Raw genomic sequence first — 19,286 nt, forward strand, 5'->3', positions numbered from 1 at the left:
ATCCGGGAACAGCTCCCCGAGCCGGTCGCGCACCGCCACCGGCAACGGGACCTTCCGCCCGTAGTTCTTCGCACGCACCGCCCGCGCGACCTCGGGCGCCGGCTCCGGCCACGGCTGTGGCTCCATCGACACGATCACTCCCGCCCCACGGCCGGGGAACGGAAGACAACCGGCCGCACCAGCAACCCTGCCACCCAACCCGCCCAAGATCAGCCGAATGGGCAACAGGGTCTTTTTCGGCGGCAAACGCAGCAGCAGGTCGCCTCGAAGCTATCGGCTAAACGCCCAGCAATCGTGGGGTCCCGCCCGGCTGGTAGGGCCGGGCGGGACCTCCCGGCGCGGAGCTGCGGTCTGCGGGGTCGGGGGGCTGCGGGACGGTGATCGCTCGTGCCGCTGCGTCCGGCCTGCCTGCCGTGACGAACGCCCCGAAGGGGTGAAAGCTGTGGCGGCCACTCGACATGGGGGACCGCCCCACAACCAGTGAAGCCATCTGCGAGATCGGCCTTCACGGCAAGAAGTTGACACATCGCCAGACCGCCTTCCACCTGCGGTCGAGTGCTTCGGACCGGGCACCCGCGTCCAGCCATCCTGAAGATCTCGCACACTTTCCGTTATCCGCAGCCCCGTGCCCGATCTCCCATACGTCGGCAGCAAACCACCCCATCTGCCGACGAGGAGAGAACATGACCGGCAAACGAGTGGTACGCGGGCGCGACAACGGCCCTGTACCGGTGGGCACTTCGGTAGCGGCGCGCATCATCGTCGGCACCCTGTCCCGCCACGGACGATCCCAAAACTGACTGTCAGTCGACTCACCGCCGAGCCTGCGATCGGCCAGGACCAGCCATCGGCTCGGCGTCCCACAACCGACACGGACCACCCGTGTTGGGAAAATTGACGAAACATCACCTCATTGCGCAGCCTCCCCACGAGGCCGCGCCGCACGGTGCTGCCCCCACGCCAGGAGAACCCATGAAAGCCGCACACGCCCGCAACAAGCTGCCCAAGCTCCTGATAGCCGCCGCCCTTGCGCTGACCGCCGGGGTCGGGATCGCCGCCAACGGGCCGGGCAGCGCTCACGCGGGGCTCACCAGCCCGTCCCCCGAAGTCAAGACCGACGCTCCCCGCCCAGGTCTGGCACCCCAGTCGGCCACCGAAGCCGTCCAGGACGACGCGAAGCGGGTGCGTCCCAAGGACCGTCGACCTCTGCCGTCCAACACCGAGGCACAGCAGCAGAACTACGGCAGCCCGACAAGGTCCGCCGCGGCAAGGTCGAAGGCAACGACCGGGGAGTCAGGCGGCCCGAAGGCGAGCGTCGCCGCCTGCTCTACCAGTGCCTTCACCGCAAACACCGGCGGCGCCCTGATCCAGGCGATCCAGTCCGCCGGCCCGGACTGCATCAACGGCCTGTTCAACATCACCGGTTCAGACGCACACCTGGCCTTCCAGGAGTCGCAGATGACCACGGTGGCGGACGCCTTGGCCGCCGCCTCCCGCAGCTACCCGGGGGACAACAGCACCCACGTCCTGGAGCTCGTGCTCTACCTCCGGGCCGGCTACTACGTGCAGTGGAACCACAAATCCGACGTCGGTACCTACGGCAGCGCTCTGCAGACCGCGATCCAGTCCGCCCTGGACTCCTTCTACGCCAACGCCCACAGCCTGGACGCCACCGACGCCAACGGCGCCGTCCTCTCGGAAGCCGTCACCCTGATCGACAGCGCCAGCCAGAACGCCCGCTACCTGCCCGTCCTCAAGAAGCTGCTCACCGGCTACAACAGCTCGTACAACAACTCGTACAACATGCTGACCGCGGTCAACAACGTCTACACCGTCCTCTTCCGCGGCCACCAGAACCCCGACTTCGTCACCGCCACCGAAGCCGACCCTTCCATCCTCACCACCCTCGAGACCTTCGCCAACAACAACCTCGGCCTCCTGGGCGGACCGCAGAGCTACCTGGCGTCCAACGCCGGCACCGAGCTGGCCCGGTTCCTCCAGGACCGCACCCTGACCCCCACCGTCCGCCCGATGCTCAAGAACCTGCTGGCCAAGTCCTCGATGACCGGCCCCACCGCCCCCCTCTGGGTCGGCATCGCCGCCCAGGCGAACGACAACGACCAGAACAACTGCTCCGACTACGGCACCTGCGACCTCCCCAACCGGCTCAAGAAGGCCGTTCTGACCATCGACTACCAATGCGGCACGATCCACATTGTGACCCAGGCGCTCACCAAGGAGCAGCTGCTCAGCACCTGCGACAGCCTCACCGGCGAGAACGCCTACTTCCACAAGCTCGCCAAGGACCCCGGCCCGCTGCCCGACGACCACAACAGCGCCATGGAGGTGGACGTCTTCCACTCCACCAGCGACTACCAGACCTACGCCAACGTCATCTTCGGCGTCGACACCAACAACGGTGGCATCTACGAGGAAGGCGACCCCTCCAAGCCCGACAACCAGGCCCGGTTCGTCGCCTACGAAGCCGACTGGCTGCGCCCCGACTTCCAGATCTGGAACCTCAACCACGAGTACACCCACTACCTGGACGGCCGCTTCAACACCGCCGGCGACTTCGCCGCCACAACCGCCACCCCCGGCACCATCTGGTGGATCGAAGGCTTCGCCGAGTACGAGTCCTACGGCTACCGCGGCGTGACCGACACCGCGGCGGTCGCCGATGCGGCCAAGGGCACCTACCCGCTCAGCACCGTCTTCGCCAACACCTACAGCAGCGGCACGGACCGGATCTACCCCTGGGGCTACCTCGCGGTGCGCTACATGATGGAGAACCACCGCTCCGACATCGACACCCTGCTCGGCCACTACCGATCCGGTGACTACAAAGCCGCACTCGGCCTGATCAACTCCATCGGCACCAGCTACGACGCCGACTGGGCCAAGTGGCTCAAGGAATGCGCTGCCGGTGCGTGCAACGCCCCCGGCAAGCCGTTCACCGCCACCTTCACCGCCAAGGCGAACGGCCTGAACGTCACGCTCACCGACACCACCGAAGACTCCGCGGCGATCACCGCTCACAAGTGGGACTTCGGCGACGGCACTACCTCCACCGATGCCAATCCGATCAAGACCTACGTCAAGCCGGGCAGCTACCACGTCCGGCTGACCGTCACCGACAGGGCCGGCGCCACCGCAACCGCCGACCAGACGGTCGCGGTCGGTGCTTCAACCGCCGAGTGCACCGCTGACGACACCCGCCGTCTGGCTCAGAACTGCAGCCGGTCCAACCTCACCGCCGCCGCCCGGGACAACAGCTACCTCTACATCGACATCCCCGCCGGAACCAAGAACCTCACCATCACGACCACCCCCGGCACCGGAACCACCGACCTCTACTACAGCCCCACCACCTGGGCCGACAGCACCGCCAATACCGCCTCCGCCACCGGCGACGGCCCGCACACCCTCACCATCACCAACCCCCCGGCCGGCTGGAACTACATCACCCTCCACGCCACGACCGCCGTCACCGGCGCCACCGTGACGACCACGTTCTGACCCGGCCGGTCGCGCCGTCCCGACGCCCGGCTCTCTGCCGGTGAACTGCTGATGTTCGACGCCGGATTCACTTCGGGGTTCGGGTTCAACCGATTCGAGCAGGACGGCGCCGACGCCAGGCCGCGCAGGGTCGCCCGGCCGCTCCGGTCGGGCCGGTGGGGTCAAGCCCGCACAAAAAGATCGTGTAAGTCTGCTATGTGACAGGCTGGCCAGGGTTCGACCTTGGGACTTGGTCGGCCTGTCACGAACGTTTCGAAGGTTGGGTTCTGGTCGAACGGCTGCTCATTCCAGGTCGAAAGGAATCGCCAGACGGCCGGTCAGGGCATGCGGATCGCCGAAATATCGATCCGATTCGGGGAGTGGAACACCGGCAGTTCGGAGATCGGCCTTGCGGTGCAGATCGAATCCGCTCTCATGCCATGGAAGCTGTTGTTTGACAGGCGTGGTGACGGCGCTGGCCGTCCACCTGGAGGTGATCCTGATCCGAGGGGGCGGATACCTCCCTCGTTCGTCAACGGTGCACCATGGTCGGAGAGGAGTCGGCACCCCGTAGTGCTCCGAAATCGCTTCACTGCGGCTGACCTCGGACGATGCGCCAGCCGCTGACTGGGCATGATCAGTCTCGTGCTCGTACGGATGACCTACCTGCTCGCTACCCGAGTCTTCGCATGGCTGGCCCTGCTCTGCAGGTCCACCGCGGCCAAGAACGCGGAGATACTCATCCTGCGGCACGAGGTCACGGTGCTGCGCCGACAGGTCGCCGTTCCAAGACCCGGCTGGTCGGACCGGGCGTTGCTGGCCGCGCTCGCCCGACTTCTGCTCCAAGCACTGCGAGGCCGCCGGATCGTCTCACCGCGCACGCTCCGCGCCTGGCACCGGCGTCTGATCAAGAGGAAGTGGACCCAGCCGCCCGCTCCGGGCCGCCCGCACATCCCTGACGAGCTGCGCGATCTGATCGTCCGGCTCGGCACCGAGAACCCTCGGTGGGGATTCCGGCGCGTGCACGGGGAGCTACGGCGGCTCGGTCACAAGGTCAGTGCGGCCACTGTCCGCCACGTTCTGCGCGCCGCCGGCCTCGGCCCCGCACCGCGTCGGCACACGGCACGCCGGGAGTGGGCCGCCTTCCTCAAGACCCGGGCCAGCGGTCTACTCGCTACCGACTTCTTCCACCTCGACACCATCACGTTGCAGCGGCTGTATGTCCTGTTCGTCATGGAGGTCCGCACCCGCACCGTCCACATCCTCGGCGTCACCGACCATCCGACCGCTGCCTGGGCCACTGAGCAAGTCCGCCATCTGCTGTGGCAGCTCGGCGAGCGCGCGGCCGACTTCAGCCACCTGATCCGGGACCGGGACGCGAAGTTCACCGCCGCCTTCGACGCCGTCTTCGCCAGCGAGAGCATCAGCGTCGCCAAGACCCCTCCACGCAGCCCCAACTGCAACCTGCACGCGGAGCGGTTCATCCGTTCGGCACGCCAGGAGTGCACCGACCGCCTGCTGATCCTCGACCGCGGACACGCGGAGAAGATCCTCCACGACTACGCCCGTCACTTCAACGGCCATCGGCCCCACCAGGGACGAAACCAGCTCGCACCGCTCGATGACCCGAACGTCATCCCCATCCCGACAGCCCGGATCGAACACCGACAAGCCGTCACCGGCCTCATCAACGAGTACCACCGAGCAAGCTGACCATTCGACGAAGCCCCAGATCACAACCGGTGAAGCCATTTCGAAGCACTACAGGCGACCAGGGCCGTCAACCCGTCGACAGCCCTACGCCCGTCACTGCCGCCAGAACTCCCGGCTGCTTCCATCCCAGAATCCCTCACTTGATCACGTCACCGAGATCGAGCACCCTTGCCCGGTCGACGGCCGGTGGCTCGTGCGGTCCGCCGGCTGTGGCGGGCCCGGGGGTGGCCGGGGCCGGGGGCGTAGGCCCTCACGGGACCGGTGATTGCCCGGCAATCACCTGTCGCTGAGCACCCGGCCCGCACCCGCCGCCTCCCGTCCCGCCGCTGCGCACCGCCCGGCGTCCCCGGCCGCCGCGCCGACGGAGCCGGTCAGTCCTGGGCCTTGACCTCGACGGTCGTGCGGATCTCCAGGGTGCGCTTGGCGAGCCAGCGCGGACTGCACCGGGTACCAAGCGGAGACGCCGGAGAGCGAGATCGGTGCAGGCGTGGCCGGCCATCGGCTGCGGGCCCGGATGCCCGCGCGCGGAAAGTGCAGGGACTCCTCCGACACGCGGCGGCAGTGGTCTTTGGCTGCGGCGTGAACACTCCGGACGAATGACGCCTCTGGAGGGAGCACGGCGGAGGCCAAGCGCTCTCGCCGAGCGTGCTCCTCCAGCGCGGCGGCGTGAACCGTGTCGCGCAGATCCCTCATCACGGCGGCGAAGTCCTGACACGCCTGCTCCAGCCGACTGGCGATCTCAGCAGCGTCCTCGACCGGTCACCTGCGGCGGTCCCCCCGGCGGGGGAAGAAGATGACCGGGTCAAACCCAGCTTCGTCGCGCATCGTCTCCCACGCGGCGAAGGCCTTCTCCCGCAGGGACGTGGACTCGGCCGCGAGTACACGCAGCCGAGACAGCGCACGGACGAGAGCGCTCTGGACGTTTTCCCTGGCGCTGACCGGAGCCCAGTCGTCGCCAGTGGTCGGCCACGACTTCCGGCACAACGTCATGATGTCGAGCTGCTCCCGCCGGACGGCAACGGAGTGCGCCACGGACTGGGTCGCCCAGTCCCGGCAGAACCAGGCCTCCGTGACCCAGAGCCACGCCGCCAGCAGGTCGTCGGAGTCCGCCGTCGCGATCTCCGAGCCCATCTGCTTCCGCAGATCGGCTCGCTGGTATCGAGACGGGGTGACGGCTGTTGCACGGTCGATGATCATCGAAGGAGGGTACCCGCACAGACCGACACCAGGACCGGCGGCAAAGACCCGCACCACCCGACCCGCCAGCCGATTCCAGGGACGGCTTCCGCAGTAGCAGCCCGGACGAGTAGCGTCAGCCGGACAGGAGAGAGGAGCACCCCATGTCGACCGCGGCACAGCATCCCGCACCCTTCGAGCTGCCGATGGAGACCGTGCCCCAGCTGCGCGCGGCACTGGCCGGCCTCGCGTCGCTCGGCATCGAGACCAAACTGGAGGAGTTCGAGGCGGACCTCGCCAAGACGCCCCTCCACGAGTACGAGGCCCTGGGCGACAAGTACCGGACCTACGTTCGCAACAACACCTCACCCGAGGCGATCGAGGGCCTCACGATGTCGGCGGCCGAGTCGGCCTCGCAGCTGCGCCGCAAGATGGAGGAGGCCGGCCGGTGACGTTCGTCGCCTACTCCGACAGCGCCGAGAAGGTGCTGCCCGAGCTCTCCTCGACTGAGCGGCGCGCGGTCGACCAGGTACTCGCTCAGCTGCGGATCGACCCGCGGCTGGGGGAGCGCCGCCCCGGCTACGACCCCCAGGCCGAGGACTACGTCGTGCGGCTGGGGGAGGAGGCCACCGCCGGGCGCAGCGTCTCGGTGATCTACCGGTACCACCCGGGGATGCGGGCCGCGCTGGTGACATGGTTGGTGGTCGGGCCCTGAGTCAGGAGACCACCGCTGGGAGGGCGTGCCGCGAACTTGGGGTGCGCAGCGTACCTACGTGCTGACGTTCAGCATCCGAATCGGCCATGCGGGCCTCTGGCGGCCCCTTACACGCGGATGTCACTGTGAGCGCGCCAGACCCACGTGAAAAACTTCCCCCTTGAGCACCGAGCAAGAGGGGGAGTCGTGACACGACCGGTCCTGACCAAGGTCCACTGGCTGATGATCGCATTTGTGGCGGTCGGCGCCACGCTCATCGCTCTCATCGGCCTCGGTGGCTCCTACCTGGCCGTACGCGATGTCGCTGTCCAGCAGGGCATGGGCCGCTTCGCGCCGGTCTTCCCGATCGGCGTGGACGCTGGCATCGTCGTCCTCCTCGCCCTGGACCTCCTCCTCACCTGGCTGCGGATCCCTTTCCCGCTCCTGCGTCCGACCGCATGGCTGCTGACAGTGGCGACCATCGCCTTCAACGCCTCCGCGAGCTGGCCCGACCCGTTGGGCACGGGGATGCACTCGGTCATCCCGGTCCTGTTCATCATCATCAGCGAGGCCGCGCGACATGCGGTCGCTCGGTTGGCGAAGCTCAGCTCCGACCGGACGATCGAGAAAGTCCGACTCATGCGATGGATCCTCGCGCCTCGCCAGACGTGGGCGATGTGGCGGCGGATGCAACTGTGGGAAATCCGCAGCGTCGACGACGCGATCCAACTGGAGCAGGCCCGGCTCGCCTACGTCACCCTCCTGGAAGACGCCCCACGCGGCAAGGGAGAGAAGCTACCCGCCGCCGCGCACCTGCCGCTGAAGCTGAACAAACTCGGCGTACCGATCGAGTGGACCTACGAGGACGGCCTCGCCGCTGCTGGCGTCGCCACCCGCCCCCTCGACCGGATCTTCGCCGCACGCGCGGCAGCCGCCGCCGGCCAGCCGCAGCAGACAGAGGCACTGGCGGGTTCGGCCCAGCAGCTGCCGACCGTCGCCGCTCCGCGCAAGGAGTTGGCTCCAGCGGACGGTGAGATACAGCCGACCCCTGTCGGGGGCTGGGCGGAGCCGACGCGGGCGCAGCCCGAGCGCGTTGCGGGCCCGGCGTCCGGTCAGCCGGCTGCTTTGCGGGAGTCGGCCGGGCAGCCCTTTGCGGATGCGGGAACGGGCCCCGAAGCCTTTGGGGGTGCGGGCCGCCTCGTTCCGCAAAGCCCGGTTCCTCCGCTAGCAGATCCCGAGTCTTCGCAGGTCAGCGCCCTTGTGGGAGGCTTTGCGGAGATGGCCTCGGCGCCGGTGCATGCGGTGCGGGCCGAGCCGGAACCGGACCTGACGGTCGCGTGCGAGCAGCCGGACTTCCCGGAATCCCGCTCGGCTCTTGCGGGTGCGGGACACGTCGAGGAGCCGACATGGGAAGCCTCCGCAGCCCTTGCGGAGAACACCCGCACCGAAGGGGCCGCGCCCGCTGCCGACCCGGACGAGGACGACCTGCCGGCCATCGACCCCGCACTGGCGGAGCAGGCGCTCGCCAGGAACATTCCCTTGAAGTGGGCCGTCGGCTTCGCCGTGTTGGTCGCTGAGTACGGGCGCCACCCCGGGCCGGAAGAACTCCGTCGCCACCTCTTCAGGCGCCCCTACAACCTCCGGGCGCGGGGCAAGGGCGATCAGCCGGTGAGCCTGCGCAGCGTCGAGCGGTACTACAACGACCTGAAGGACCTCATCCCGCTCCCCAGCGAGGAGGGCGAGGAGCAGCTCCGGCTGGAGAGCACGGGGGTCTGACCTGTTCTCCACGGCGACGGTCCGGCACCTTCAGGTGCCGGACCGTTTCGCTGCCGCTGCGTACGCCGGACGGTCAGTGGACGGTCTCTTGCACCGCGTGCTCCCGGCCTGGCTAGCGCAGCGTCGCAGATCGCTCAGCTCCCGACGGGGCCTTTGCATGAACAAGGCGGACCAGGGGCAGGGCCCTGGACCTGTTGGTCCGGGCCGGGCCCGGGACGACCGTCGGCTACGTGCGCGGCCGGGGTGGAACTATGGTCCGGGCGGAGGAGGCCGCCGCAGCCCGCGGCGGCCCTCCCTGGGGCGGCGGCTTACGACCTCGGGAAGTGGGTGTGCCGGTCGTACTCGGCATGGCCGGGGTGGCAGATGTCCAGGATCTGCTCGCTGGGGATGTCGGCGCCGTAGTGGATGGTGACGCCGTTGCCGCCGAGCCGGAGGTGGACGCCTATGAAGTCGAAGACGAATCCCCGGCCTGTGACCACGGCCGGCGCGGTAGAGGCGTCAATGCCCGTCACGACCATGGTCGGTCGGCCCAGCCGACGGATGCGCTCGAACTCGACATCGGTCGAGACCGGCCCGAACTGCCGGACCTCGCCACCCCACTTCGACAGCAGTTCGAGCGGCCACGGCATGGCGAGCGGCTGCCGTGAACTGACCAGGCTCACCTCACCGAACCTGGACCTGGCGACCAGGGGCCGCTCGTGCCGGAGTGCGGTGGACCCCTCCAGCGCGGGCAGATCGGTCTCCAGAATGAACCCCCTCTCCATGGCACGCGTCACCCGCGAGTTCAGGGAGGCCTCGGTCAGCGCCAGCAGACCGAGTGCTCGGACGTCCTCGATCTCGTAGTCCAGCAGCCGGGTCACGTGGTAGGTGCGCAGGAGGCGTCCGGCGAGCATTTTCCGGACCTGACCGTCGAAGGCAGCGAGGTCGCCGGGCGCGTTCTGGAGATCGCTCGCTGTGCCGAGCCCTTCGGGAACGGAGGAGGCGAGTTCACCGATCAGATCAGCGAGGTTGGCCGGCCAGGTCGCGGGGTCGTCAAGGTCGACGATGTCGTGTGAGATCACTGCGCAGACATACCGGGTCATGGCCTGACCGCACATCCTGATTGGGTGCGGCTCTTCTGGAGGGAAGAGCTGAGCTGGGAGAACGCTGATCGGGGCTGTGCGCGGGGCTGTTCGTCTCTACCTTGGGAGCTGGAGAGGGGTGGCGGATGGGCTCGCTGTTCGAGGAGTTGGAGGCCCGCGAGGCGACTGCCCGGGTCCGGGTCGAGGAGTTGGAAGCCGAACTCGCCGGGCTGTCCGGGAGGTTGGAGGAGGCCCAGAAGGCTCTGGAGCGGTTGCGGATCACGCGGGAGACGGTGGCCGAGATGCTCGCCGAACTGGCTCCGGAGGTGGCCGCGGTGACGGTCGTTCCAGCACAGGCGGTCGCCGACGAGCGTGCGGCGTCGGCGTATGCGGGGGCTGAGCGGCGGGTGATCGAGGTGCTGACGGTGCCGAAGTGGCAGCCCGGGATGGGGGCGGACGCGTTGCCTCGGGAGTATCGGGACATCGTCGAGGTGGTGGCCGATGCGCCGGGGCCGGTCCGGGCCAAGCAGATCGTGCCCAGGATCGGGCTGCCGGCCGAGACCGGGAAGATCGAGGGCACGCGGGCGAAGCTGAAGCGGCTGGTGGAGCGAGGCTGGCTGGACGAGGGCGCCCCCGGACTGTTCACCCCGGCCCGCCACCGAACGGCTGCTTCGCCCAACTCCCTTTAGCAGCAGGGCTCTTACGCCTACATTCGAAGGTGCGAACCATGTCGGATGCAGGACGGGAAGAGCCCTGGAGATGAAACAGTACGACACCGATGCCACCGCTGACCCGTTTGCCCGCTCGGTCAGCGCCTTCGAGACGCTGATGTGCACCCTGTCCGGCGGCGAGGCGGGAACATGGACCCACGCCGAGCTGGAGGAACACCTCGAGGTGGCGGGGCGGGAGTTGTTGCGGCAGCTGCTGCAGGACCACCTGAACCTGCGCGCGGTGCGGGAGGAGGAACAGCTCCGCGCCGGTGCCCGACCGGTCGTGGTGGGGCCGGAAGGGCGGGTGCGGCCCTGGCGGGAGACGGGACACGAACGCTGGCTGGCCACCGTGTTCGGGCTGGTCCGCGTCGCCCGGGTCGCTCACCGGGGCCCCGCCGTCTGCAATGTCCACCCGGCTGACGCGGCGCTGTCGCTGCCGGTGGGCCGGCATTCGCTGGGTCTGCGGCGGCTCGCGGTCACCGAAGCCGTGCGCGGCTCGTTCGACCAGGCAGGGGACGCGGTCGAGCGCCGTTGCGGGAAGGTGCTCGGCAAACGGCGGCTCGAAGAACTCGTGGTCGCCGCGGCCGTCGACGTCGACGACTTCTACCAGGCGGTGATCCCCGTCCCGTGCAGCCGGGACATGCCTCTGGTCCTCCAGGTCGACGGCAAGGGCGTGGTCATGCGGCCCGAGGCCCTGCGTGAGGCCACCCGCCGGGCCGCGGTGAAAGCAGCCGCCGGTGGCCATCGCGGCCGGCTCGCACCCGGCGAGAAACCGAACCGCAAGCGGATGGCGACCGTGGCCTGCGTCTTCGACACCCGGCCGGCCCGAAGACGCCCCCATGACGTGATCCACCCGCCCGGCGGCCGCAGCGGCGAACGCCCCATCCGCCCGGGACCGCGGGCCGAGAACAAGTGGTGCACCGCCTCCCTGGTCCGCCCACCCGAGCAGGTCATCGCCGACGCCTTCGACCAGGCCGAAGCCCGCGACCCGAAGCACCTGCGTCCCCGGCTCGTCCTCGTCGACGGCGCCCGACACCAGCTCGACCTGATCACCGCCGAGACCACCCGACGCGGCGTCACGGTGCACATCCTGCTGGACTTCGTCCACGTCGCCGAGTACGTCTGGGCCGCCGCCCACGCCTTCCACAAACCCGGCACCGCCGAGGCCGAAGCCTGGGCCACCGACCACCTGACCGCGATCCTCGCAGGCCACGCCGCCCGCACCGCCGACGAGATGACCGCCCAGGCCGACCGGGAAGGACTGCCGACCGCCCGGCGCGAGGCCGTCGACGCCTGCCACCGCTACCTGACCGGCCACCTCGAACAGCTCCGCTACGACACCGCGCTCGACAACGGCTGGCCGATCGCGACGGGCGCGGTCGAAGGTGCGTGCCGCCATCTGATCGCCGACCGCCTCGACATCACCGGCGCCCGCTGGGGCCTGCCCGGCGCCGAGGCCGTTCTCCGACTCCGCGCCCTGGTCGCCAACGGCGACCTCGCCTCCTACTGGCGCTTCCACACCGCCCGCGAGCACGAGCGCCTCTACCCCACCCCCGACCAGCAAGGGTTCGAACTCACCGCTTGATCACGGGCCCGGTTGCGGACAGACTGCGACCCATGAGGTTCACAGGAATATCCGCCGACGCACAGACCACCGGCGTCGAGGCGGACCTCTCCTTGCAGCGGCAGGCTCATCAGTGAGCGCCAGCCTGCCCCACTTCCGCTACCACCCGGACCCCGTCGCAAGCGGGTCCGTCCGCGAGAGTGCCGAGACCTGCGCCTGCTGCAACCGCGCCACCGGGTGGATCTACACCGCGACCTTCTACACCGCTCAAGATGTCAGCGGGAGATTCTGCCCCTGGTGCATCGCCGACGGCAGCGCCGCTGAACGATTCGAAGGCGAATTCATCGACGCATACGGCCTCGACGGCGTCAGCGAGGAGACCCTGGAGCAGGTCACACGTCGCACCCCCGGCTTCCACGCCTGGCAGGATCCACACTGGCTTGTCCACTGCAACGACGCGGCCGTATTCATCGGCGAGGTCGGATACACCGAACTGGCGGCCCACCCCGAGGCACTCGACCAGCTCCGACTCGACCTGCGCATGGGCGGATGGCACAACGCGTCCCAGCTCGAGAACTTCCTGACCCACCTCGGTCAGGGGGCAAGCGCCATGCTCTTCCGCTGCACCAACTGCGGCACCCACCTCGCCTACGCCGACGCTTCGTAGCCACGGCCCAGCTCAGCACGCGCCTTTCCCTTCAAAGGATCTGCACCCATCCTGATTTCCGGTCCAGCGCTGAGGAACGAGCAGGGCCTCGGGCGAACGGACCTTGCATCAACTCAACGCCGCCACGGGCATCCCTGCGGAGCAGGGCCTTCGGCGCCAGTGGCCTCGGCGTCGATGCGATCCCGGGCCTGGAGCACCAGGGCCCACAACGCGTCGGCGGAGATCAGGTCCGCGTCGGCCGTCTCGGTCGCTCCGCCCTTACGCATCTGCGCGGCTGGAACGAACGGCGGTATGCCCACCCGCACACGGCGCAGCACGGCCTGCTCCACGTCGTAGGCGTCCACCCCCGTTTCGAAGGACTGGGTGTGGGTCGTCTTCCAGCCCGCCCGGCGGTGGTCCGCGAGCCGGGTCGTGCCGAGGTTGGTGATCCCGACCTTGACCGCGTTGAGCTCCGCGTTGTGCAGGACGTATACGAGGGCGGGCAGGCCGTGGTTCGTGCCGAAGGGGCGGCAGCTGCGGCAGCCGCCCGCGCCCTGGAGCTTCTTGGTCACCACCAGGTCGCACGACCGGCACTGCATGCGCCACCGGTCCTGGACTCGGCCCGGGTACGGCTCCAGCGGCGTGAAGCCCAGGGTGGTGATCCGCTCCACCGCCTCGGTGGCCTCGATCAGAGGGCTCCCCGAGCACTGCCGGCACACCCCGCGCCCGTACCGGGCCAGGTGGTGAATCGGGTAGACCTCGCGCCCGCAGGCCACGTGGCGGCTGCGCCACCGGGCCAGCGTTCCCGGGCACGGCTCCAGCGGCTCCAGGCCGACGGCCCGCATCTCCGCCTCGGCTTGCACCGAGAAGTTTGCCCGCCGCGACGTCCACTTCTTGATCTCTCCGCAGGGCTGGCACCCCACCCCCTTCCGGGCGGTCGAGTAGCGGGGCCGGCCGATCGTGCCTCACCGCAGGCACTGGGAGCGCCAGGGCACCTGACTTCCGGGGTAGGGCTCCAGGGGCTTGAAGCCCGCGGACCGCATGAACTCCGCGGCCTCCTCGTCGCCGAGCCGCACCGAGCCGTTGCACCCCGAGCAGCACACCTCGCCCGCCCGGATCTCCGACAGCAGGGGGTAGCGGATCTGCCCGCACACCCCGTGGAGGGCCTTCCACCCCCGGTGGACACCGGGGTAGTCGGCGAGCGGCTCCCACCCGGCCGCCACCAGGTCGACCGCGGCGCGCCCCGCCTGCTCGGCCAGGAGCCGCATGCTCTTCGCAGTCTGCGAGCAGGGCCCGCACCGGTCCTGCCCGCGGTCCTGCACCTTGGCGAACGTCACCTCGACGTCGCCGCCGCAGACGCCGCACCGGCACGGCCACCGTTCCAGGGCTCCCGGGTAGGGGGTGAGTGGGACCCACCCGTACTTGCGCATCAGCGTCTCCGCCTTGCGCGCCATGCCCTCCTTCTGTCGCCTCCCACGCTCGACCGCCGCGCAGAACCGGCAGCCGCTGTACTCCGGGCCGCGTGAGGCAACCCCGGCCCGGACCGTGCTGAAGTGCGGGGCGACCTCGTTCCCGCAGCGTTCGCAGTGGCACCGCCACCCCCGATTCGCGCCGCTGGCCGGCCGGGGCTCCAGCGGCCGCAGCCCCGCGGCCAGCATCACGGCGACAGCGGCCGCCTGGTCCACCTGTCGTGGCACCCGAACCCCTTCCCGTTCCCGGATCGCGAAAGCGCGATGGCCCAGACTGCCGGGTGGGACCGACAATCCGGGCTGGAACGGGAAATCCCCTGACAGGCCGGGTGGGCTTGTGCTCAGCATGAACACCAGAGATCACTTAACAGCACTCAACTCCCCACGGTTGACCACCCCTTCGGCCAGTGGAAGCAAGAGGGCCCGGCCGGTGCTCACCGGTCGGGCCCTTGAGGGTGGGGAGGCTCAGCGCACCCGGGCGGCGGGTTTGGCGGTGAGGCGGGCGATCAGCTGTTCGGTCTCGTCCTGGAGCATTCCGTCCCACCCCATGTCGACGGTCATCTGGCGGACCTGGTCGATGACCTCGCGCACCCCGGCCGGGTTGCCCGCCCGGTGCTCGATGCGCATCCAGCCGCGGTAGAGCATTTCGGCGGCCGGCTCAACGCTCAGCCCCACCGCGACCGCACGCCTGGCCGCCTCGATGTCGAGGACCTCGTCCTGAAGGCGGAGCGTGGCGATGGTGTAGGCGACGTCCACGATCTGGCTGACAAACGTCTGGACCAGCGGGGCCGCCCAGGTGTGGGCACCGGCCCCGCCGAACGGGCGGCCGCGGACGAGAGCGAGCGCGGCCTCCAGATCGAGGACCCCGGCCGCTCCGTGTGGGATCCCGCGCTGCGCGAGGTAGCTGAGTGGCTGTTGTCGTTCCGATCTTGAGAGGTGCCGGTCGAACGGGAGTCTCGATCGGGTGAGTGCGGTGGCCGCCGCGCATGAAAGCAGGGCCTCTTGGTAGCTCAAAGGGTGTCTATGCCAACGAGCAGTCCAGGAGGCCCTGTTGACGCAGTTCTACGGCATCACGTGGGCGGAGTCCACTTCTGCCACCCTTGCGTGTGACTGTCTGGCTCACCGGTTCGGGAACGCCAGCGACCAGGGGGCGCGCGAGCGCCGCTACCCGACGGACATGTCCGATGCGGAGTGGGCGGTGGTGAGGCCGCTGCTGCCGGTTCCGGGCTGGCTGCGGGGCCGGGGCGGGCAGCCGGAGGCGTACTGCCACCGCGCGATACTGGACGCGGTTCGCTATCTGGTCGACAACGGAACGAAATGGCGCGCCATTCCGGCCGACTTCCCGCCGTGGGACCGGGTCTACGCCTTCTTCCGCCGCTGGCGCGACCACGGCATGGTCAAGGAGTTCCACGACCGGCTTCGCCGCAAGGTCCGCGAGAAGGCCGGGCGGGATCCGGAGCCGACCGCGGGAGTGATCGACTCCCAGTCGGTCAAGGCGGACGCCGTCGTCGGATCCGACAGCCGCGGCTTCGACGGCGGCAAGCTGGTGAACGGCCGCAAGCGGCACGCTGTGGTCGACACCCTCGGACTGCTGATCGCGGTGATGGTCACCGCCGCGGATGTCGGCGACCGTGCGGCAGCCCAGGTCCTGCTCGCCCAGGCGACGGCCGCGCACCACCTGCTAGCCCTGGTCTGGGCGGACGGCGGCTACACCGGCAGCCTCGTCGAGTACTGCCTCGCCGCCCTCGCCCTGGTCCTCGCGATCGTCAAGCGCGGTGACGACATGCGCGGCTTCGTCGTGCTGCCCAAGCGCTGGATCGTGGAGCGGTTCTTCGCCCACCTGATGCGAAGCCGCCGCCTGGCGCGGGACTTCGAGCGGTCCACCAGCAGCGCGGAGGCGATGGTCTACTGGTCGATGACGCAGCTCATGACCCGGCGCCTTGTCCGGCCACGGCCTTCGCGAGGGTGAACCGGCCCGGTGCCGGCTCGGCCAACCAGCCCCGGGCCACCAGCCGCTTCGCCTTCGAGCGCAGTGCCTCCACCTTCCCGGGCACCGGGTCCAGGCCGAAGCAGGCGGCCATCTCCTGGCAGGTCAGCGGACCTTGACCGAGACGGTTCCGGTCCGCAAGAACCTGCACGATGCGCTGGTAGTCCACCGACAATGCCGACCAGGTCAGCCCCGCACGCCACATCGGCACCACCGATTTCGGCTTCGCCGCCTCCGACGATGCAGGCAGCACCGGCTGTTCGCCGCGATCCGACGGATCCCCGGCGGCATCAGGGCCGACGGCGTCGCCCGGGGCCAGCACCTCGCCGACGCGCGAGCGGGCGATGACCCACTCGTTCCACTCCCGCTCGGCCACGGCCAGCTCGGCCTGGATACGGTCAGCCTCCTCCCGCAGCTCGTCCACACGACGACGAGCGGTCAGCTCACGCTGTTCCAGCAGCCCCACGACCGACGGCATCCCCGACCTCCACCAGAGCGACGACTCAACACGTCACCACTCCCCGAGACCGCCGACCCTATGCCTGACCAGCAGAAACGCAACCCTCAAGCCCGGAACGACAACAGCCACTGAAGGTGGCGTAGTCGCACGTCACCTCTGGCGACAGGGCGTACTGCTCGACGCCCTTGGGCTTGGGCCGCAGATACGGCTCCCCGGTGGAGTCGACGCCCAGGCGGCGCCGAAGGCGGGACATGTGGGTGTCCATCGTCGACGGGGTCCACGGCGACACCGGGTCCATGTTGTTGGCGATCGCCGAGTAGCCGCAGTCCGACTTGAAGATCAGCCGAGCCGCCAGTAACACCAACTTCGGCTGGATCGGGGCATCGCCGATGCCGGTGATCCGCAGCGGACCCAGCACCTGGACCTGCGGCGCGGACCCCTCGGCCGGCGCGGGAGCATCGCCCTCGCGGACCACGCTCGCCCGCACCGGGGCCTTCGTGAGCCGGGGCACAGCGGCAGTGGTGGGGCTTCGTCCGGAGTGCTGTCGGTAGCGTCCACCGGGCCTGAGGCCTGCACGGGGACGGTGTTCTCGTCCGGCTCGGTGACGGCCGGTGCGCCAGGACCGGCGGCATCCGCGGTCAGGGGCTCGTCGGCGGCCTGGACCGGCACGGTGGCAACGGGCACGCTCTGCTCCTCTTCCTTCGTCTCCTTTTCCTGCTCGCCGTCGTTCGTAGGCTGCGCCTCGGCGGGGGCGAGCAGGAGGGACAGGTGGCTGCGGGGAGCGCTGGCGCCCTTCTGGAGGGAGGAGGGGCCGAACACCTTGCGGTCGGGGTCGGGAATCTCGGCCCATGCTCCTTCGGCTGCGGTCGCCGGCTGGGCGGCGGTGGCCAGGTCGGCGGTCAGCTGCCGGTACACCTCGTCCGTGACGCGCTGGAGCACGACCTCGGCGTCGAGCGACTCAAGCGACTGAAGTTCCGTCACCAGGTTCGCGTCGAGGACCTCGGCGTCCGGGAACCGCTCCCGTGCCTGGCCGGCCGCGGGCAGCACCGCCGCGACGCGCACCCCGGCGGGCACCTTGCCGACGACGTCCGCGAACTCGTACAACTTGTCCGGAGACGGGACGGCGGAGCACACCACCATCCACGGCTGCGGCTGCTCGCCGCCCTCGTGCACGGCCTGGTGCACCTCGACCATCACCCGAGCCAGGTCAGCAGTGGCGGTCGCCAGGCGCGGGACAAACATGGTGCGGCACTGGGGGAGGTGCTGCTGCAGCTCCAGCCCGAACCCCGCCGTCATGATCTCGGCGTCGTTGGCCCACAGCGCGGTGCTGGCCTCCATTGCGATGCCACGCGCGACCTCGCGCATGCTCTGCTCGTCGCCGTCCAGGAGCAGCACCCGGGCGTGGTGAAGGTCCGCCAGCAGCAGGGCGCCGTCCTCGGCGGTGCCGATGGTGGCCAGGACCGGGTAGGGGGCGGGGACGGTGCGGGCCTCGTCGGCGCCCAGCAGGATGGCGCGGTCGCCGCGCACGCCCCACCATCCGCCGGGCCGGTCGCTGAACGGGGCCAGGGGCTGCGCGTCGGGGTCCTCGACCAGGATCTCCACCCTGTCCTGCTGGACCCGGGCGCCGATGATCTGCGGGAGCGTTTGCGGGTGCTGGTGGGCCAGGGTGTGCAGTGCGCGGTCGAGCAGGTCGACCAGGACGGGGGAGGAGGTGCGGTCGAGCACCATCTCGGCCTGGCTGGTCTCCTGCGGCATGGCGATCTGCTCGCCGGGCCACCGGTCGCGCTGCTGTGCGCGGCGGCGGAGGGCGAGGACGGCCAGGGCGCCCGCGCCGAGCAGGGCGGCTCTCCCGCCGATGCCCTGCTGGACGGAGATCGGTGACTGGGCGGTGTCGTTGTTCGCCGCTTCGGGGGCGGCCGGTGCCTGGGGTGCGGCGGCGGGGCCGTCGGCGTGGCGGGCGTGGGTGTGGTGGCCGTCGGGGAGGTGGCCTCGGTGGCGGCCGGCGCCGGTCGGCGCGGGGCGGGGGACGGCGTGCTCGGCGGCGTCACCGGGGCGCTGGGTGCGGGGGCGGTGTTGGCCGGAGCGCCACTTGACGGTGCCGCCGCGTGCTCATGGCTACAGCTCGGGCACCCGGCCATCGAGTGTGGAAGGCTGTCGCCCTGCCAAGTTCATTGTGCTGAGCTTCATCTCGATCCTGCGGGCCTCCGCCGTGTGGCTGCCTTCCGGGGCCTGTGGTAGGTCAGTGCTCCCAGTAGTCGAGGTTGGGCAGCCGGACCCAGGTGTCGGCGGGGCCGGTGACGGCGCGGGCGCTGGTGGGTCGGAGACCCGCGAAGGCGCAGGCGTAGTCGACGGCGTGATGGCGGTAGAGATAGCTGGCCAGGACCTCCTCAGGGGTGTCGTCAGGGAGGGGGCCGCCGCCGGGGTGGAGGTCCCATCGGAAGTTTCACCCTATGGCTGGACACCTGGAGACTGGGACGTGTGAGCCCGGAGGAAGCAGTGCCAGGTGGGAACCAAGAGCAACATGAGTAAGCG

Annotated in this window: 17 protein-coding genes; 9 read left to right on the forward strand and 8 right to left on the reverse strand. The window is 69.7% G+C overall.

Annotation, left to right across the window (positions count from 1 at the left end; translation table 11 throughout):
- Window positions 1-972 precede the first annotated feature (972 nt).
- Both ACFQ87_RS39555 and ACFQ87_RS39560 read left to right on the forward strand, forming a co-directional pair.
- A complete protein-coding gene (locus tag ACFQ87_RS39555; protein ID WP_380615792.1) occupies window positions 973-3,519 on the forward strand; it encodes a collagenase in 2,547 nt (848 codons plus the stop codon).
- Window positions 3,520-4,143: 624 nt separating this feature from the next.
- Window positions 4,144-5,211: an integrase core domain-containing protein gene (locus tag ACFQ87_RS39560; RefSeq protein ID WP_380615793.1), complete on the forward strand. Its 1,068-nt coding sequence runs from the start codon at window positions 4,144-4,146 to the stop codon at window positions 5,209-5,211.
- A 759-nt stretch (window positions 5,212-5,970) separates the two neighbouring features.
- Here ACFQ87_RS39560 and ACFQ87_RS39565 read toward each other — a convergent pair.
- Window positions 5,971-6,408 carry a hypothetical protein gene (locus ACFQ87_RS39565; protein WP_380615794.1) on the reverse strand — a complete coding sequence of 146 codons (438 nt, stop codon included), beginning with the start codon at window positions 6,406-6,408 and terminating at the stop codon, window positions 5,971-5,973.
- Window positions 6,409-6,551: 143 nt separating this feature from the next.
- On the opposite strand from ACFQ87_RS39565, the gene ACFQ87_RS39570 reads away from it, so the two are divergent.
- From ACFQ87_RS39570 to ACFQ87_RS39580, 3 genes are all read left to right on the forward strand, one after another.
- On the forward strand, window positions 6,552-6,839 hold the full coding sequence (locus tag ACFQ87_RS39570; protein ID WP_380615795.1) for a hypothetical protein: 288 nt from the start codon (window positions 6,552-6,554) through the stop codon (window positions 6,837-6,839).
- On the forward strand, window positions 6,836-7,102 hold the full coding sequence (locus tag ACFQ87_RS39575) for a hypothetical protein (protein ID WP_380615796.1): 267 nt from the start codon (window positions 6,836-6,838) through the stop codon (window positions 7,100-7,102). The genes ACFQ87_RS39570 and ACFQ87_RS39575 overlap by 4 nt, the downstream gene beginning before the upstream one ends.
- Before the next feature lie 186 nt (window positions 7,103-7,288).
- Entirely contained in the window at window positions 7,289-8,857 is a 1,569-nt protein-coding gene (locus ACFQ87_RS39580; protein WP_380615797.1) for a DUF2637 domain-containing protein, read from the forward strand.
- A 308-nt stretch (window positions 8,858-9,165) separates the two neighbouring features.
- On the opposite strand, the gene ACFQ87_RS39585 is transcribed toward ACFQ87_RS39580, so the two are convergent.
- On the reverse strand, window positions 9,166-9,918 hold the full coding sequence (locus ACFQ87_RS39585) for a hypothetical protein (RefSeq protein WP_380615798.1): 753 nt from the start codon (window positions 9,916-9,918) through the stop codon (window positions 9,166-9,168).
- Window positions 9,919-10,064: 146 nt separating this feature from the next.
- On the opposite strand from ACFQ87_RS39585, the gene ACFQ87_RS39590 reads away from it, so the two are divergent.
- The 3 genes from ACFQ87_RS39590 (at window position 10,065) to ACFQ87_RS39600 (ending at window position 12,859) form a co-directional block, all read left to right on the forward strand.
- Window positions 10,065-10,607, forward strand: coding sequence for a hypothetical protein (locus ACFQ87_RS39590; protein ID WP_380615799.1), 543 nt, complete (start codon window positions 10,065-10,067; stop codon window positions 10,605-10,607).
- Between the two features lie 70 nt (window positions 10,608-10,677).
- Window positions 10,678-12,213: an ISKra4 family transposase gene (locus ACFQ87_RS39595; protein WP_380615800.1), complete on the forward strand. Its 1,536-nt coding sequence runs from the start codon at window positions 10,678-10,680 to the stop codon at window positions 12,211-12,213.
- Between the two features lie 112 nt (window positions 12,214-12,325).
- Window positions 12,326-12,859 carry a CbrC family protein gene (locus tag ACFQ87_RS39600; protein WP_380615801.1) on the forward strand — a complete coding sequence of 178 codons (534 nt, stop codon included), beginning with the start codon at window positions 12,326-12,328 and terminating at the stop codon, window positions 12,857-12,859.
- 113 nt (window positions 12,860-12,972) lie between these two features.
- On the opposite strand, the gene ACFQ87_RS39605 is transcribed toward ACFQ87_RS39600, so the two are convergent.
- The 3 genes from ACFQ87_RS39605 to ACFQ87_RS39615 form a co-directional block, all read right to left on the reverse strand.
- Window positions 12,973-13,701: a hypothetical protein gene (locus ACFQ87_RS39605; protein WP_380615802.1), complete on the reverse strand. Its 729-nt coding sequence runs from the start codon at window positions 13,699-13,701 to the stop codon at window positions 12,973-12,975.
- A gap of 102 nt (window positions 13,702-13,803) precedes the next feature.
- A complete protein-coding gene (locus tag ACFQ87_RS39610; protein ID WP_380615803.1) occupies window positions 13,804-14,535 on the reverse strand; it encodes a hypothetical protein in 732 nt (243 codons plus the stop codon).
- Window positions 14,536-14,772: 237 nt separating this feature from the next.
- Entirely contained in the window at window positions 14,773-15,321 is a 549-nt protein-coding gene (locus ACFQ87_RS39615; protein WP_380615804.1) for a bacterial transcriptional activator domain-containing protein, read from the reverse strand.
- A gap of 163 nt (window positions 15,322-15,484) precedes the next feature.
- Between ACFQ87_RS39615 and ACFQ87_RS39620 the strand changes: the two genes are divergently transcribed.
- Complete coding sequence (locus ACFQ87_RS39620) at window positions 15,485-16,276, forward strand: IS5 family transposase (protein ID WP_380615805.1); 792 nt, start codon at window positions 15,485-15,487, stop codon at window positions 16,274-16,276.
- On the opposite strand, the gene ACFQ87_RS39625 is transcribed toward ACFQ87_RS39620, so the two are convergent.
- The 3 genes from ACFQ87_RS39625 to ACFQ87_RS39635 are packed head-to-tail and all read right to left on the reverse strand — an operon-like array spanning window position 16,233 to window position 18,509.
- Window positions 16,233-16,772 (reverse strand): hypothetical protein, encoded by a 540-nt coding sequence (locus ACFQ87_RS39625; RefSeq protein ID WP_380615806.1) that lies wholly within the window; start codon window positions 16,770-16,772, stop codon window positions 16,233-16,235. The genes ACFQ87_RS39620 and ACFQ87_RS39625 overlap by 44 nt on opposite strands.
- Before the next feature lie 58 nt (window positions 16,773-16,830).
- On the reverse strand, window positions 16,831-17,115 hold the full coding sequence (locus ACFQ87_RS39630; protein WP_380615807.1) for a hypothetical protein: 285 nt from the start codon (window positions 17,113-17,115) through the stop codon (window positions 16,831-16,833).
- Window positions 17,094-18,509, reverse strand: a complete 1,416-nt coding sequence (locus tag ACFQ87_RS39635) for a hypothetical protein (RefSeq protein ID WP_380615808.1) — start codon at window positions 18,507-18,509, stop codon at window positions 17,094-17,096. Before ACFQ87_RS39635 ends, ACFQ87_RS39630 begins: the two co-directional genes overlap by 22 nt.
- Window positions 18,510-19,286: the final 777 nt, after the last annotated feature.

Origin of the sequence: Kitasatospora sp. NPDC056531, from assembly GCF_042794375.1 — a bacterium.
In the GTDB taxonomy this organism is placed as follows: Bacteria; Actinomycetota; Actinomycetes; order Streptomycetales; family Streptomycetaceae; genus Kitasatospora.